This is a genomic window from Pseudomonas sp. KH_021 (genome assembly GCF_057838865.1).
Genome location: NZ_CM174477.1, coordinates 390,385 through 406,979, shown reverse-complemented (window position 1 = coordinate 406,979; position 16,595 = coordinate 390,385). Strand labels below are relative to the sequence as shown.

Below are 16,595 nucleotides of genomic sequence, written 5' to 3'. Positions count from 1 at the left end.
CACCAGCCTTGAGCGTCTTTCCTCTTTCGGCCAAGCCTGCATGGAGTCTCAGAATGAGCCAATTCCCCCTCAATGCGCTCGCCCCGTTCACCCTCTCTCTGCCAGCCGTACCCAATGACCTCAAAGTATTGGCATTCAAAGGCGATGAAGCGCTCAACACCCCTTATCGCTTCGACATAGAGTTGGTAAGCGAGCGACCTGACCTCGATCTGGAAAGCCTGCTTCATCAACCCGCTTTTCTGGCCTTCAACAGACTGGGCGCCGGTGTTCACGGCAGAATCTACAGCGTTGCTCAGGGTGTATCCAGCAAGCGTCTGACCCATTATCACTTGGTGTTGGTACCGCGCTTGGCCTACCTCGCTCATAGCCGTCAGTTGCGAATATTCCAGAACCAGAACGTGCAACAGATCATCACCCAGGTACTCAAAGGGCACGGTATTCTCAACGACAGTTTCCGCTTTGAACTGCGCCCTGCGAGTTACCCACCGCGTGAGTACTGCACCCAGTACGACGAAACCGACCTGCATTTCATCCAGCGTCTTTGTGCCGAAGAAGGGCTGAGTTATCACTTTCAGCACAGTGCCACCCAACATTTGCTGGTGTTTGGCGACGGTCAACCCGCATTTCCCAAAGTGCTGCCTACAACCTATCAACAAGATACCGGCATGGTTGCGCAGCAGCCGGTTATCAACCGGTTTTCCGTGCAAGTAGAAACCCGTACCTCACAGGTGACGCGCCGCGACTATGACTTCATGCAGCCACACGTGCAACTCAGTGCGCAGCAACTTAGCGATCCGTCTAAAGGCTGTCCTAAGCTAGAGGACTACGATTATCCCGGCCGTTTTCGCGATGATGCTACCGGTAAACAAGTGGCCCAACAGGCTCTGCAGCGCCATCAAAGCGACTACCGACTGGCGGAAGGTAAAAGCGATCAGCCGAGTTTGGTCAGCGGTCACTTTGTACCGCTCAGCGCACATCCGCGACAGGATTGGAACATTCTGTGGCTGCTCACAAGCATTCGCCATGAAGGGTACCAACCGCAGGTGCTGGAAGAGTCAATCACCAGCGATACCAGTAGGAACCCCGACGGTTTTCACCAGGGCTATCGCAACACGTTTACCGCAATACCCTGGAACGTGATCTATCGCCCTCCACTGTGTGATCACCGACATGCCATCAGAGGCAGCCAACTGGCGACCGTGGCCGGGCCAAATGATGAAGAAGTGTTCTGCGATAAGCTTGGACGTATAAAAGTGCAATTCCCCTGGCACCGTAAAGGGATGGCCGATGAACACAGCAGTTGCTGGTTGCGGGTCACATCGGGTTGGGCAGGTGACGGCTACGGCAGCTTTGCCATCCCTCGCGTCGGTATGGAAGTGGAGGTCTCATTCTTCGAGGGTGACCCTGACCGCCCCTACGTTTCAGCGTGTCTGTACAACGTGCAGAATCTGACGCCATACCCCTTGCCGGTTGCCAAAACCCAGACCGTCTTCAAATCTTGCAGCACACCCGGCGGACGTGGCTTCAATGAATTTCGTATCGAAGACCACAAGGGCGCCGAACAAGTCTTTGTACATGCCGAGCGTGATTGGGACCAGATCGTAAAACACAACCAAAGCCTTCATGTAGGTAACGAGCAATACACCGCGGTGAATGCGAACTGTTACACGGAACTAAAAGCCGAAGAACAGCACACGACCCACGGCAACCGCAAAGTCGTTGTCAATGCCGATGACCACTTGGATGTCAGCCTGGGTCGACATGTGAAAGCAGGTGTCGGCGTTTTTGTCGACGCGGGTCGTGAACTGCATTTCAAGGCTGGCGAGAAAGTCGTGATTGAAGCCGGTGTTGAGATATCTCTAAATATTAATGGAAACTTTCTCAAGCTTGACCCCAGTGGCGTCTGGTTGAACGGCCAACGGATCGGCCTCAACTCCGGTGGTTTTCCGGGCCAAGGAACGGGCGCCGTCCTCAAGTTGCCACTGGCGCTTAACGTCCCTTCTCTTACTGGATCTGGCTCCGACTTGCAGAGCAACATAGCGCCCTTGGGTGAGCAACCCCTCACCACTCACCACCTGCAAAGCACCTTTGCCCTTGATCAACTGACCGACGTCGCGCACCACTCAACGCCCACTGAATTTGTTTTGATGCTCGTGCCGATATTCGGTTTCGATATTCCCGCCCACACTTACCTAAAACTGCACAGCGCCTTACGCGAACAAGCAATCCGAAATCCAGAGCATCGTGTCATCAAGGTGGGTCACTACCCTGCCAGTTATGACAATGCCCGGCGCACGATTGATATCCACCACGCGGCCATTGACCCCGCCATAGAGCAACCCGATGCAGCGCGGCGGTTAATGGCCATTCTGCTGCATGAGTTCGGCCACCATATCGATAACGTATTGCGCCTGGATTTGGCCGATAAACATCCCGACGGGAGTTCCACGCTGGCACAGGATGGCTTGCTCGACGAGGGGGCTCGTTATGCCTACCACATCGCCTTCTTTGACATCGCCAACAGCAGCGAGACGGTCTATGCCCAGTACAGCGCCCCTCACTACAACGGAGCCTTGAAAGTCGATTACAGCGAGGCACAAGCCGCGATTCAACGCAGCCAAGGGCCGGATGCCCAACGACAGGAGCGCAAATTGGGCAGCCGCGAAGCCTTCGGGGCTGGGCGCGGTGAACATCACCAGCACAAGCCGCAGGCCTCCTTCGGTCATGAGTCAGTTGAAAATGTTCTGGAAAAGGTCGGTTTCAGTGCTGCGCAACGCAAAGCCATCTATTTCGGCAATTGGCTGCGTGACTACTCGCAGCTGCTCGACCCGAAAATTGTTCGTGCACCCGACGGGCCTAAAAATTTTCCGTCCAAACTGTCACGAGAGGTACTTACTGAACTCGTGGATCTGCTGGCACTCAAGGAGTTCCATAGCCTTCAGACGAACCCAAAAGGCCGAGATGCCTACACCGTGACGCCAGAAAAGCTGGGGGTCTATCGTCCGAGTGAACATATTGATAACCCCAAGAATCTGAAACCCGACCCACTGGACCCTCAAACGATTGATCCAGAATTTGAAGCTTGGGTTTTACCGGGAGATCCGTTACTCGAAGTCGATCCAAAGCGCTCGATGAAGCGCTATATAGAGACTTCTGAACAGTACATGAAGGGCAAGCTGAAAGCCGCAGCAGCCAAGGGGCTATCTCCTGCAGGTATGCTTTGGTTTGGGGAAGCATTGCATGTACTGGAAGATTATTTCGCCCATTCCAATTACGTGGAGTTGAGCCTACGTAAACTCGGCCATCACAAAGTCTTGCCTTGGACGGCCAAGGCTGACTGCATCCATGGCTGGCCAGTGGTGACAGGCATGTTCAGCTCTAGTGACGTGATTGCCAGCCTAGCCGAACCCTTGGCTCAGATGCTATTTCCGGTAAACCGTAGTGACTTTGAAGCGAGTGTTTCCGGCAAGCGCTCCGACTCGGAAGCCATGATGTTGATTTTGTTAAAGGATCACAGTGATCCGAAATGGCGCGATGGACTCAATCACTTTTTGGGACTTCGCGACGGCTGGGCCGCCATGCCGGGGCACCAGTATGTCGAGAAGTTTGGCTGGCTAGCAAGCACACCGTTACGTCTCTACATCAATGCCAACAACATGGCGTTCCAAGCGCTGTTACATCTGGTGGGCAACAGTGTGGACGACGCTCAGACCCTATTGAATGACAACCCCAACAACAGTAGCTCAACCGACCCCAGCCATTCACAACTGGCCAAGGACCACGACAACCACCCGTTCCACACCTTGGCCGCCAAACTGGCCGCCCATGCGGTCGAGCAGGTCGGTCACGCTATGCATAGCCGCTGGCAGGGCAATGCCGATAGCAATCCGGCAAAACTGGCAGGCCGTTTCTTCTGCCATCCCAACGACAGTCATTGGCAGGACACTATCGTCGCCAAATGGGCTAAAGCCAATCCCGATAAAATCCTTATAGGCGAGTCCTCGACCGACCTGGAACACTTGCACACCACCCACGTCAATCCTGCGCTGGAACGCATCAAACAAATGGGGGGCCAGGGCGAACAAGGTTGGAGCTATATACAAAAATACTATCTGGATTTCTTTGGAGAACGGAATCAAATCAAATGAAGTCCCCTTTAATCATGATTTTTTTCCTATCGACACTCATATCCCCCGTTTATGGTGATACCACTGCCGCACCGTCATTCAGGGGTTTTCTAGAGGGCGCGACTGACAAAATGGTTAATTACCTGGACGAAAGCGCGAACCGCCGCCGCCAGATCGATATTGAGCGAGCCCGTATTGTGAGTAAGGGCGCCCTACCGGAGATCATCATCCGCCGCAGCGGTGTAAACGATTTCGGACACCCCTACTTTTCAGATGGACTTTTTTTCAATGGAGAACGCATTAAGCTAAAAAATCCGATTTCACGCGCCATCGAGGTCTTCGGATCTGACTATCGGATAACAGAGGGGCGCTACATCTGGGATCAACTCGGCATCTCAGTGCTCTCGTGGACGCCGAATTACCGAAACACAGACTATCTATACATTGCAGAGGATGATGACTACGTCCTCAAACCTGAAGCGATACAAGAGGATTATATCAAAGTAATTTCCATCGAACTTAATCTAAGCCCATCGACGGTAAACGTGGAACCCATACATACGTTCAAAGGCTACCTTGAGTTAGATGGCGTTGGAATAGACACAAAAACCAAACTATGGGAGGTGGAAGCCCTCACAGACCGAAAAGGGATGTCCGGCGCAACTTTTTACATTATTTGCAGCGCAGAACGCGCCTCTTGTAAAGTTGATAACCTAGTGTGCTGTCTTCGAAATAATTTATCCCTATGGTACGGCCTCAAGTGCCTCGCGAGCTCGTTGGATTTTGCTCAAAATCTCCTCGCCTTTCGCGTTCCAAACGTACCGGGTCGGCTGAGCATTTCTTAGTGCCATGAACGTTGTTATCGAGGATTCCAACTCGCGCACCGAGGCAAAGCTACCGTCTCGTAGATACACCGTGATGTCTCGGAAAAATCGTTCGACCATGTTCATCCAAGAGCTGGACGTCGGTGTGAAGTGCATATGGAAACGCGGGTGCTTCGCCAGCCAGGTTTTCACGGCGGCGTGCTTGTGCGTCGCATAGTTATCGACGATCAGGTGAAGCTGGAGATTCTTGGGGGTCTGCTTGTTGATCTTCTTGAGGAAGGACAACCACTCTTGATGACGGTGTTGACGTTCGATGCTGCTGATCAATTTTCCCTGCAGATAATCCAGCGCAGCGAATAATGTAACCGTGCCGTGGCGGGTGTAATCATGTGATTTCGTCTGGATGTGGCCGATGCCCAGAGGCAATCCAGGCTGCGTGCGTTCCAAGGCCTGCACCTGGCTTTTTTCGTCGCAACACAGCACCAATGCCTTGTCCGGCGGGGCCAGGTAAAGGCCGATAACATCCCAGAATTTCTGTTCGAACTGCGGATCGTTTGAGAGCTTGAAGGTGCGAGTCAGATGAGGCTTCAAGTCATTGGCAGCCCATAACTTATGGACCGTACTCGAAGAAATCCCGACCGCTCTCGCCATACTCCTGCAGCTCCATCGCGACTCGCCAATGCGAGGTTTCGTGACCTGCTCCAAGACGCGGCGGACAGTATCGGCAGGCAGCGACGACTTGCGTCCACGACCTGGTTTATCAATCAATCCGTCGAGCCGGAGCAACTGAAAGCGTTGGCACCAGTTGGTGACTGTCGGGAGAGAAAACCCAGTCAGTCGTGCAATCTCTTCCCGTGTTTCGCCCTGTGCTGCAAGCAGCACAATGCGTGCTCTACGACCTTCACGCTGGGGAATGGTGGCGGAGCGAACGCGCCGGTTCAGTTCGGCCTTTTCTTCGGAGCTAAGCGTAATGTCCAGTGCGCTCACCTGAAGCTCTCCAAGGGGGAAATGACACCTGAAGTGTAGGTGAAAAATTAGAAAAGCTATTTCGCAGACAGCACACTAGGGGACGATCCCAGCGATGACATTACTTTTTTCACTGACAAAAACCATCGAAATGGAAAAATCTACGCAATAACTTTCTCTCTCTAATCGCTCAAGGCAGCTGAGCGCAAGGCTTCCACTTTCGCCTGACTGCAGGCTCTTTTTCAGGACTAAGCCCATGATACTTCCCCCTCCCCGCTCCACCCTTTTTATCTCCTGCCTCTTGGTAAGCTCGATGTGCTTGGCAGACGCCGAGTCGGCAACCGATAGTTCTCTTAAAGATTTAGCCAAATCGACGGTTTCTTCGGCTATCGCAGTGGGCAAAAACCTGTTGAGTGGCATCAGCGAGGGCGTCATTGAGGGTCGCGAATCAGCACAAGGGATCGATGGTGCCACGATTATTACTTCATCTGAGCAAATGAAAGGCCGTATCGATACCCAGGTTCTGACAGTCCAGCCCGGGGGCGACAACTTCGAAGTCATCCTCGGTTTCAAGAACAGCACCGACACACAATTGCGTTTGATCAATCTCAGGCAAGCGGGCGCATTGCTGGTAATGGATCAGGAGGGATTCGCCAACGGACTCACGTCCAGCCTGGAGAATCCAGATGAGGTCACGATTCCGCCAAAAGCGGCGGTGAGGCAAAAATTCACATTTGAGGGGCCCGTCAAAATTTCCAGCACTGTTCGAGTGTGGGGTCGAGATTATCAAGTCGTACATTAGCCACTGCCGTGAAATTGCACAGTGCTAGGAGACGAACCCAGCGATGACATCACTTTCTACACTGACAAAGACCATCGAAATGGAAAATCTACGCATTATCTTTTTCTCTCTAATCGCTCAAGACAGCAGGATGGCACGCCGATATTTGGATATTTGTTGGCGAACGTAGGAGAGTGGCGCGTGTCATGCAGAAAATGGCTGCTGCGAAGCAGCCTTACAGAGTTCGATAGGGTTGAAAAAGCGAAGAGGATTGATCAAATCTCGACGCGCGTCGTTTTTGAAAACTGCTGACGACTTTATAGCCGAAAAATATTCGGCTATTTCAAAGACCCCCTAACAAAACCAAGTTAATTCTTTAGGGCTCTGGAAATATGAAAAGTACTTTCATCCATATACAGAACCTCAACCTCCTCATTAAGCTCAGTGCCATCTGGACCGATGATCGAATAGTAATGCAGAAAGAACGTTTCAGCCATCACTGGCCACGCATTAGAAATCGAAAGCCATTTAGCGACACCGAAGACAATGACGCCACTACTGAAAATTGGCCCGGGATACAGTTGGATCATTTGAAAAAAAGTGGGGCCTGATAGTGTGCTGACCAAGATCCTCGATGGCCCGAAGACTATAGTCAAAGCACCCACCAAGCAAAGCCCCACACCAAGCACCATGAGGCTCCAGCTTAAAAGGTCATCCGTCCAATCCCTATTGCGCATGGAGGCTACATAGTAATCATAGTACTCAGTGAATCCTTCGACTACGTAATCCCCAGGCAGGGCGTCTACCATGACTTCCCACTCCTGTGCTTTGTCTTCATGTCCTTGCATCATAACCACTCGATAAAATTCAGGAGTAGAGACTAACCAAAGAAAGATCACGATAGTCGCATAGAGCATATGAAAAACAAAAAACCAGAATATTCCTACAGCGAAATACTATGAATCCTGAGCCTAGCGGGCATTGAAAACTTCTCGAAGTGCCTGTAGAAATTCATAGCCATTCAATACGTAATATTAGTATTGGCTGGAACTTCAATGTTCGCGCTTTGGGGAGTGGGGAATACATGGGGTGGCTGAAATAGCTACCCGGCGCTCCATCCCCTACTATGGTGTTCTCAACCAGCCCGAGGGAACACCATGTCCAGCCCGACCATGACGCTTTTCCACTCCCCCACCTCCCCCTTTGTGCGCAAGGTCATGGTGCTCTTGCATGAGACCGGCCAACTGAATCGGGTCGCCCTGGAAACCCTCCAAACGACCCCGATCAGCCCCAATGCCAGCTTGAGCGAAGGCAACCCTGCAGGAAAGCTCCCGGCCCTGCGACTGGCCGACGGCCAAGTGATCCACGACAGCCGAGTCATCCTCGACTACCTCGACCAGCAACACGTCGGCAACCCACTGATCCCCCGCGAAGGCAGCGCCCGCTGGCGGCGCCTGACCATTGCCTCGCTGGGTGATGCGATCCTCGATGCCGCGCTGCTGATCCGCTACGAAACCTTCCTGCGCCCCAGCGAAAAACACTGGGACCAGTGGCTGGACAGCCAGCAGGGAAAGATCGAGCGCGCCCTCGCTTACCTTGAGCAGGACGCCATTGCCGAACTGAGCTGCGCCTTCGACGTTGCCGCCATCAGCGTCGCCTGCGCCTTGGGCTACCTGGACTTTCGCATGCCGGAGCTGGGCTGGCGCAAGCGTCAGCCGCAGTTGGCGAAGTGGTATGCAGAAGTGAGTGAGCGGGACTCACTGAAGACGACTGAGCCGGCTTGACCTCAGCGGATCAGCACTCAGGCTTTCCGGCCGTAAACCGCCGAGCCGGGTTCACCGCCGCATCGAACTCACGCAGCGCCTTGGCACCGATCAGCAGCGGATAGTTGAAGCTGCTGCGGTCGGTGAGGTTGACCTCGACGGTGCGCTTGACCCCGCCCAGGCACAGCTCAAGATCGACCACCGGGCGCTTGGCCGCTTCGACGGCCTCGCCCTCTTCATCTTCATCGGAACGGCTCTTGATCTTGCTGATGCGCGCGATCTTGTGTTCGTACACCTTGCCATCCGAGTCCTTGGTGGCCAGGCGGAAACGCACCCAGTCTTCCCCATCACGGGTAAACCGTTCGATGTCCTTGGCCGACAGCGAGGCGGTCAGTGCACCGGTGTCCATCTTGGCCTTGAGGGTTTCGCCGATTTCCGGCAAGCCGATGTATTCATAACGACCATAGAGGGTTGGCTCGGCGGCGACCACTGGCAGCGCCAGCACAGACAGCAGTGCAAGAAGGGCTTTCACGTGAAATGACTTCCTCTGGATAAGAATGAGCACCCGACCTTAGACCCGGGAAGCAGGAATCGTTCGTCAAAAAGAAGCCCAGTGTATCGAAGCCTTGCGCCGCGAGCTCAACGCTTAACCGCCAAGGCCGGTGGCCACTTGGGTATCGGTGCCACCCACACCCCAGATATTGCCCAGGTTCTGCAACAGCGAACCGCCCACGCCCTGCTGGCCCAGGTATTGGAGAATCAGCGGGGCAAATTGGGCGACCATCCCGATTTGCATCCCCAGCGCATCAAAGGCCTTGTTCAGGTCATCCTTGCTCTCTACACCGCCGAGTGCCTGACTCAGGGCCGATTGCTCACCATCGCCCTTGCCCAGCAAAGCGCCAAGGCCAGTGAGGCCGCCCAGCGCGTTGTCACCCGACAACAGGTCCAGGCCCGGTACGGCCTTGCTCAATTGTGAATAGTCATCGCTGCTCAATTGATTCTTGGCCAGGCCCAACAAGGCCCCGGTACCGCCCACTGCTTGCTGCGGGGTGATCTTCAATTCGTTGCCCAGGGTATTGAGCAGATTGGCCGATGCCGGCACCGCGCTGACGGCCTCACCATTGCTGTTGCTGCCTTGCATGGCCGATACCGCGTTGGCCGCATCGCTCAGATTGAAGGCAAAGGCCGAGCTTGCGGTCAGCGCCATCAGGGATGCCAGGGCGAGGGGACGGGTAAATTTCATGGAATGACCTCGTAAGCCAGGAACGGCGAGAAACGACTTTTGGACTAGCAGAAGCGGGAAATGTTCCCCCCGTAGGAGCTAGGCTTGCCTGCGATGGGCCACCACCATACATCAGGTAAACCGCGCAGGGTTCATCGCGGGTAAACCCAGCTCCTACACAAGCCTGAGCCGCGCGCCGTCGGGGTAGGAGCCAGCGGTTCGGCGCTCCGACTTGCCTGCGATGCTGTTGATCTTGGCTATTGCGCGTCGCTCACAACTCCAATCTCACAGGCCATGGCGCGTTGCAACCAATGTGGGAGCGGCTCTAGCCGCGAATGCGCCGCGCGGGCGGCGCGCGATCTCAAGAACAAAGGAAAAACCAAGGCAGGCACCTCGTGTGGCTCATGCGATCTGTTGACAGGCACTCTGCGGGTTCACCCTGAGAATGAAGGGAGGAAGGTCGTATCAAGGCCTCCAGGCGCTTGCCTTGGGTTTTGTGCTGTTGCCCAAATCGAGCGCCGCCCGCGCGGCGCATCGCGACCAAGGGCTAGGCGCCCCCGTCGCTCCTACATTTGTTGCAACGTGCCATTTTCTGTGGGATCGGCGTTGTTAGCCCTTGGTGGTTCGGCTTTGGATCTTTTTGGGTTTCGGTGGGATTGCGCGTGGCTGACAACTCCACTATCACAGGCCATGGCACTTTGCAACAAATGTAGGAGCAGACCTTGGTCGCGATGCGCCGCGCGGGCGGCGCTCGATCTCAAATGCAAAGGAAAAACCAAGGCAGGCACTGTGTGGGGCTCATGCAATCTGTTGACAGGCACCCTACGGGTTCACCCAGAGAATGAAAGGGAGGAAGGTCGTATCAAGGCCTCCAGGCGCTTGCCTTGGGTTTTGTGCTGTTGCCCAAATCGAGCGCCGCCCGCGCGGCGCATCGCGACCAAGGTCTGCTCCTACATTTGTTGCAACGTGCCATTTTCTGTGGAATCGGCATTGTTAGCCCTTGGTGGTTCGGCTTTGGATCTTTTTGGGTTTCGGTGGGATTGCGCGTGGCTGACAACTCCACTCTCACGGCAACGCATAAGCAATCACATAATCCCCCCGATCCGGCGACTGCCGTGCGCCGCCGGCGCTGATCAAGATGTATTGCTTGCCGGTTTTCGGCGACACGTAAGTCATCGGCCCCGACTGGCTGCCCACCGGCAGGCGGGCTTTCCAGATTTCATTACCGTTGCGCGAGTCGAAGGCGCGCAGGTAGAAGTCCTGGGTGCCGGCGAAGAACAGCAGGCCCGACTGGGTCGACAATGAAGCGCCCAGTGTCGGCATGCCAATCGGGATCGGCAGGTGCATACGGATACCCAGCGGGCCGGTGTCCTGCACGGTGCCGACCGGAACCTGCCAGACGATTTTCTTGGTCGTAAGATCAATGGCCGACATGGTGCCGAACGGCGGCTTCTGGCACGGGATGCCGGCTGCCGACAGGAAGCGCTGGCGCATGGCGCCGAACGGGGTGCCTTCCTGAGGGACCACGCCCATCTCGATACCGCTGGCCCCTTTGGGGATGTCGGCACGGGGGATCATGTAGTTGGCCAGGCCCAGGCGCATGTCGTTGACGAACATGTAGTGCGTGGTCGGGTCAACCGAGACGCTGCCCCAGTTCATTCCCCCCAGAGAACCCGGGAACTGCAGCGATGGGTCCAGGCCCGGCGGGGTGTAGACGCCTTCGTGGCGCATGCCTTTGAACGAGATGCGGCACAGCAGTTGGTCAAAGGGCGTGGCGCCCCACATGTCCGACTCTTTGAGGGTCTGGTTGCCAATCGACGGCATTTCCACCGAGAACGGTTGGGTCGGCGAATAGCGTTCGCCTGGCACGTTGCCTTGGGGGACCGGCTGCTCTTCAACCTTGGCCAGCGGTACACCGGTCTCGCGGTTGAGCAGGAAGATTTCGCCCTGCTTGGTCACTTGCGCCAGCGCGGGTTGCACGCCGCCCTTGCCATCTGGGATGTCGTACAGCAGCGGTTGGGCTGGCAGGTCGAAGTCCCAAAGGTCGTGGTGGGTGGTCCGGAAGTGCCAGCGAACCTGGCCGGTCTTCGCGTCCACGGCCACCACCGAAGAGCTCCACTTGTCGTCGAACTCGGTACGCTGGCCGCCGAAGAAATCTGGCGTGGCGTTGCCGGTTGGCAGGTAGATCAGGCCCAGTTTTTCGTCGTAGGCCATCGCCGACCAAACGTTCGGGGTACCACGGGTGTAGGTTTCCCCGGCTGGCGGACGCTGGGTGATGTTCGGGTTGCCTGGATCCCAGGCCCACACCAATTCGCCGCTGTGGACATCATAGGCGCGGACCACGCCCGGCGGCTCGCCGGTGGAGTAGTTATCGGCGACGCGACCGCCAATCACCACGAGATTGCCTGCGACCAACGGTGTGGAAGTCTGCTGGTAGTAGCCAGGCTTGATTTCGCCCATGTCCACGCCAAGGTCTACCACACCGTTAGTGCCGAAATCGGCACACGGCTCGCCGGTTTCGGCGTTGATGGCGATCAGGCGAGCGTCGCCGGTTGGCAGGAACAGGCGCTTGCTGCAAGCAGCGGGAGCAGCAGGTTCAGCGGTCGAAGCGGCGACTGGCGCTGCGTTGGCGTCATCGAAGTAACCCAGGCCACGGCAACGCTGCCAGTTAGGCGCGCTGCCCTTGGGGTCGAACTTCCAGCGCTGTTCGCCGGTGTCGGCATCCAGGGCGAAAACTTTGCCATAGGCGGTGCAGGTGTAGACGGTGTTGCCGATCTGCAGCGGGGTGTTCTGGTCTTCGGCACCGGCGCCCGTGCTTTGCGGGATGTCGCCGGTGTGGAAGGTCCAGGCGACTTGCAGCTTGTCGATGTTGCTTTTGTTGATCTGGTCCAGCGCGGCGAAGCGATTGCCATGGGGGGTGTTACCCCAGTGCGCCCAGTCCTTCTGCTCGCTGCCCGGCATCACCTTAGTGATTTCAGGCTCGCTGGCGGCGCTGATCACGTGGGTCGGTTTGAACATGTAGCCCAGGGTGATCACCACGCCCACGGCCATGACTGCCGCCAGGCCATACGCACCGCGCCCGCTGTTGGCGCCAGAGGCACGCACCAGGGTCGGGTAGATCAGGGCAACCACCAGGCCGATCACGGCGAAGGTGAGCACGCGAGAAACCAGCGGCCAGTAATCCAGGCCCACGTCCCACAGCGCCCAAATGGCCGTAAGAATGAGCGCGATGCCATACAGCCAGGCACCGGCAGGCTTGTGACGCGCGATCATGATGCCGGACACCAGCATCGCCACGCCCATCAGCACGAAATACCAGCTGCCACCCAGCACCGCCAGGTAGGCACCACCGGCGCCCAGGGCCAGGCCCAGCAGCGCAATGATCGCCCCTAGCCCTCCCAGAATGGTTTTTTGGGTGCCCGTGGCACCGACCTGATTACTCATTCTCTTTCGTCCCGAATTTATCCAAGAAAAACAAACGCAGCCCGTGGCCTGATACCGAGCTTAGCCGGTGATCGCGGATACAAGTTACTAACTGGTTTGTACGTTTTGCAGCGAAAGATAGAAAGAAAAGGCAGGGGGCTGCGACAAATTGTCTGATTCAGGCGTAAGAAACAATCTTGCGGTGATGGTAACAACGTACCGATGTAGGAGCCGGGTTTACCCGCGATGAACGCACCGCCGTTTGCCTGAGCCACCGCGGTGCGTTCATCGCGGCTAAAGCCGGCTCCTACATCGATTCGATTCATCCAGATCTAACGATCAGGTCATCCGCCAGCGCAGCGCATCCAATACCTCTCCCCCATCCTGCAGCAACAGGTAGGCCACATCCGCGACCGCAGCGACATCACGGGTTTCCATGGCACTGGTATTGAGGCATGACAGGCTGATCATCAATTCCTTGGCGGTCTTGATACGAAGGTCGGTGTAGGCGAGAAGGTCTTGCAGGGAGGCGTCCGGGTTGATGAGCAGAACCGGGGTTTTGCCATCCAGCTCGAAGGAAGTATCTGTCATCGTGGGCTCCAAAAGTAATTGAAGCTGCCACGTTCGCTTGCACACGAGTTGGGTGGCAGCTGTACGCAGGTGTGCAAGACCAGGCTTAAGGAACCCCGGCAGACCCGAAGGTCTCCCACGCACAGCTGCCATAACGGTATCCAGCAAACGAGCGATCGCCAGCTGAGCAGTCATGGAACTGTTATTCCTTAAGTTCGGGCTTGCACGCCCGGCCGCTGATTTTGCAGCGACGGGGCGAACTATAGGGGAGTCGATTCCGGGGATGCAAGCAGGACCCGCAACCTGACAGTTCTGCTAGGTGTCAGCCGATGCTGAAAACGCGGAAAATAAGAGCTTTCTCATTTCGGAGTAAACCACATGGCTCTTTTTGCTACTGACAGGTCAAGCTCACCGCTTTATCTACGAGCGGAGACTATCGACCCGTTCGTCTATACGCCCTATGGTTTTCATCCTGACAGGACCGGGCGGCAAAGCCTGCTGGGTTTCAATGGCCAACCCTGTAACCTGGGTACAAGGCATTACCTTTTGGGTAACGGTTATCGATCATACAATCCGCTACTGATGAGATTTAACAGCCCTGATAAAACCAGCCCTTTCGGAAAAGGCGGCCTGAGTGCTTATGGTTATTGCGGTTCAGACCCCATCAACAACACAGACCCTTCTGGCCTCACGTTTAAATCAATCATTCCCAAAAGATTGATGAGTCAAACAACAGAGGGCAAGACAACTCGTAAAAACACATTCAACAATGCATTAATATCAGAGGACAACAACCCAGATATCATTAAACTACGAGAAAAGACAGCATTCGCAAAGTATGAAGAGCTGGAGTTAGACCAGCAAAAAATCGACTTTGAAATCTATGGCGACGCGCTTAGTTCAAATGAAATAGATGCGGCCATAAAAACTGTGCGCCGAATGGAGAAAGGCATGTCTCCCGAGGAGGACAAATACGTCAATAGACTTCTGCTACAAGACAGCATCATTGCCAAAAGCAATGCACAACTCACCGACCGTACTGCTGCCAAAAAAGTGAAGTCAATCAGATTTAGCGGAGAGGTACAGCGCTACCACTACCCACCCGAATAAAGTAGTCCATGCGTTTGTATTTGCCAGAAATCAAAATCAGGAACGTTTGCTCCTGATTTTTTTGAGCGTTAAGTGCCAGGCCGCATCCTATCTATTTTGCTAGTAGCCACTCATCCCATTAAGGAGGAAAACTAACAGTCCGGCAATTCAAGGATGAACCCGATGAAAACAATTAAAAGCCACACAGAATTACTGCGCACCAACTTGCAATCCTCTGTATTAAAACCCCCATTAAAGTCTAAAAGCTACACGCCCTATGGATACATTTCCACTCGCGAACGCCACGATAACTACTTGGGGTTTAGTGGTCAAAAAGAAGAAGCGTTGACCGGTCTTTATCTACTGGGCAATGGCCATCGCGCACTCAGTACCGTACTGATGCGTTTTCGAAGCCCTGACTCACTGAGCCCGTTCGACCAAGGGGGTATCAATGCGTATGGCTATTGCGCAGGCGATCCGATCAATCATATTGATCCCTCCGGGCAAAGCTTTATTGCTCTCTTGAAAGGCAATCCACTGACACGGCTATTTGAAGCAAGCGGGCACAGAAAAAGAGGCTCATCTCTCTACACATTTTTTAACGCCGATGATTATAAGAGCAACCTTTACTACTTTCCTCCTCGAAAGACCCATTTCTCATTCAAGGAAATAAGCGTGTTAAGCAAGCTGCACACCTACGAGCTGGACCTTGTGGATATCAAGAATCAATACCTGAAAAAGCCCAAGCACCGAAAACAAGAGGACATCCAAGAGACGTATGAAAAAATATTAAAACTAAGAACTGCCATGGGCATGAATGCAGCCCCCTAATAAAAACGCATTCACAAAGGGGCTGCAGACAGCTTTAATCAGGCTGCACTAAACGTCTTATGCGGATCAATCACAAACTTCTTCGGCACGCCCGCATCAAACTCGCCATACCCCTCCGGCGCCTGATCCAGGCTAATCACCTGCACGCCCACCACCTCGGCGATGTTGATGCGGTCCCACATGATGGCCTGCATCAGCGCGCGGTTGTATTTCATGACCGGGGTCTGGCCGGTGTGGAAGCTGTGGGATTTGGCCCAGCCCAGCCCAAAGCGGATGCTCAGGCTGCCGATCTTGGCGGCGGCATCGACCGCGCCTGGGTCTTCGGTGACGTACAGGCCGGGGATGCCGATTTTGCCCGCCACGCGGACCACGCCCATCAGGGAGTTGAGTACGGTGGCGGGTGCTTCGTGTTGGGCACCTGCATGGCCGTGGCCGCGGGCTTCGAAGCCGACGGCGTCGACGGCGCAGTCCACTTCAGGTTCGCCCAATAGGGCAGCGATCTGTTCGTGCAGCGGAGTGTCCTTGGACAGGTCGACGACTTCAAAGCCCTGGGCCTTGGCGTGAACCAACCGGACGGGGTTGACGTCACCGATGATGACCACTGCCGCGCCCAGCAGGCGGGCCGAGGCCGCGGCGGCCAAACCAACGGGGCCAGCGCCGGCGATGTACACCGAGCTGCCTGGGCCAACGCCTGCGGTCACGGCACCGTGGTAGCCGGTAGGCAAGATGTCGGAGAGGCAGGTCAGGTCGCGGATTTTCTCCATGGCCTTGTCGCGATCCGGCAGTTTCAGCAGGTTGAAATCGGCGTAGGGCACCAGCACGTATTCGGCCTGGCCACCGGTCCAGTCGCCCATGTCGACGTAGCCGTAGGCGCCACCGGCACGGGCCGGGTTGACGGTGAGGCAAACGCCGGTGTGTTGTTCCTTACAGCTGCGGCAACGGCCGCAAGCGACGTTGAACGGGACAGACACTAGTGTGCTGTCTTCGAAATAATTTATC

The 16,595-nt window shown here is 55.4% G+C and carries 12 protein-coding genes and 1 pseudogene; 6 read left to right on the top strand and 7 right to left on the bottom strand.

What is annotated here, in order from left to right:
• Nucleotides 1–53: 53 nt before the first annotated feature.
• The gene (gene tssI / locus AC3IX4_RS01875) at nt 54–4,148 is read left to right on the top strand and encodes a type VI secretion system tip protein TssI/VgrG (protein WP_489258997.1); all 4,095 of its coding nucleotides are present in this window, start codon (nt 54–56) and stop codon (nt 4,146–4,148) included.
• Complete coding sequence (locus tag AC3IX4_RS01870) at nt 4,145–4,972, top strand: DUF7738 domain-containing protein (RefSeq protein WP_489258996.1); 828 nt, start codon at nt 4,145–4,147, stop codon at nt 4,970–4,972. Before tssI ends, AC3IX4_RS01870 begins: the two co-directional genes overlap by 4 nt.
• On the opposite strand, the gene AC3IX4_RS01865 is transcribed toward AC3IX4_RS01870, so the two are convergent.
• Entirely contained in the window at nt 4,871–5,938 is a 1,068-nt protein-coding gene (locus AC3IX4_RS01865) for an IS630 family transposase (RefSeq protein ID WP_489256307.1), read from the bottom strand. The genes AC3IX4_RS01870 and AC3IX4_RS01865 overlap by 102 nt on opposite strands.
• Nucleotides 5,939–6,173: 235 nt before the next feature.
• On the opposite strand from AC3IX4_RS01865, the gene AC3IX4_RS01860 reads away from it, so the two are divergent.
• Nucleotides 6,174–6,719 (top strand): hypothetical protein, encoded by a 546-nt coding sequence (locus AC3IX4_RS01860; protein WP_489258995.1) that lies wholly within the window; start codon nt 6,174–6,176, stop codon nt 6,717–6,719.
• A 347-nt stretch (nt 6,720–7,066) separates the two neighbouring features.
• Here AC3IX4_RS01860 and AC3IX4_RS01855 read toward each other — a convergent pair whose 3' ends face one another.
• A complete protein-coding gene (locus AC3IX4_RS01855) occupies nt 7,067–7,507 on the bottom strand; it encodes a hypothetical protein (protein WP_489258994.1) in 441 nt (146 codons plus the stop codon).
• Between the two features lie 348 nt (nt 7,508–7,855).
• On the opposite strand from AC3IX4_RS01855, the gene AC3IX4_RS01850 reads away from it, so the two are divergent.
• Nucleotides 7,856–8,482: a glutathione S-transferase gene (locus AC3IX4_RS01850; RefSeq protein WP_489258993.1), complete on the top strand. Its 627-nt coding sequence runs from the start codon at nt 7,856–7,858 to the stop codon at nt 8,480–8,482.
• Nucleotides 8,483–8,492: 10 nt separating this feature from the next.
• On the opposite strand, the gene rloA2 is transcribed toward AC3IX4_RS01850, so the two are convergent.
• The 4 genes from rloA2 to AC3IX4_RS01830 form a co-directional block, all read right to left on the bottom strand.
• Entirely contained in the window at nt 8,493–8,993 is a 501-nt protein-coding gene (rloA2, locus tag AC3IX4_RS01845; protein WP_489258992.1) for a retropepsin-like aspartic peptidase RloA2, read from the bottom strand.
• Between the two features lie 114 nt (nt 8,994–9,107).
• Nucleotides 9,108–9,704, bottom strand: a complete 597-nt coding sequence (locus tag AC3IX4_RS01840) for a DUF2780 domain-containing protein (RefSeq protein WP_489258991.1) — start codon at nt 9,702–9,704, stop codon at nt 9,108–9,110.
• Between the two features lie 1,044 nt (nt 9,705–10,748).
• A complete protein-coding gene (locus AC3IX4_RS01835; RefSeq protein WP_489258990.1) occupies nt 10,749–13,127 on the bottom strand; it encodes a glucose/quinate/shikimate family membrane-bound PQQ-dependent dehydrogenase in 2,379 nt (792 codons plus the stop codon).
• Between the two features lie 318 nt (nt 13,128–13,445).
• Entirely contained in the window at nt 13,446–13,697 is a 252-nt protein-coding gene (locus tag AC3IX4_RS01830) for a hypothetical protein (protein ID WP_489258989.1), read from the bottom strand.
• A 357-nt stretch (nt 13,698–14,054) separates the two neighbouring features.
• Between AC3IX4_RS01830 and AC3IX4_RS01825 the strand changes: the two genes are divergently transcribed.
• Both AC3IX4_RS01825 and AC3IX4_RS01820 read left to right on the top strand, forming a co-directional pair.
• Entirely contained in the window at nt 14,055–14,786 is a 732-nt protein-coding gene (locus AC3IX4_RS01825) for an RHS repeat-associated core domain-containing protein (protein ID WP_489258988.1), read from the top strand.
• Nucleotides 14,787–14,948: 162 nt separating this feature from the next.
• The gene (locus tag AC3IX4_RS01820) at nt 14,949–15,596 is read left to right on the top strand and encodes an RHS repeat-associated core domain-containing protein (protein WP_489258987.1); all 648 of its coding nucleotides are present in this window, start codon (nt 14,949–14,951) and stop codon (nt 15,594–15,596) included.
• Between the two features lie 38 nt (nt 15,597–15,634).
• Here the strand turns inward: AC3IX4_RS01820 and AC3IX4_RS01815 are convergent.
• Nucleotides 15,635–16,573 (bottom strand): annotated as a pseudogene (locus AC3IX4_RS01815) (alcohol dehydrogenase catalytic domain-containing protein); the annotation flags it as partial.
• Between the last annotated feature and the right edge of the window lie 22 nt (nt 16,574–16,595).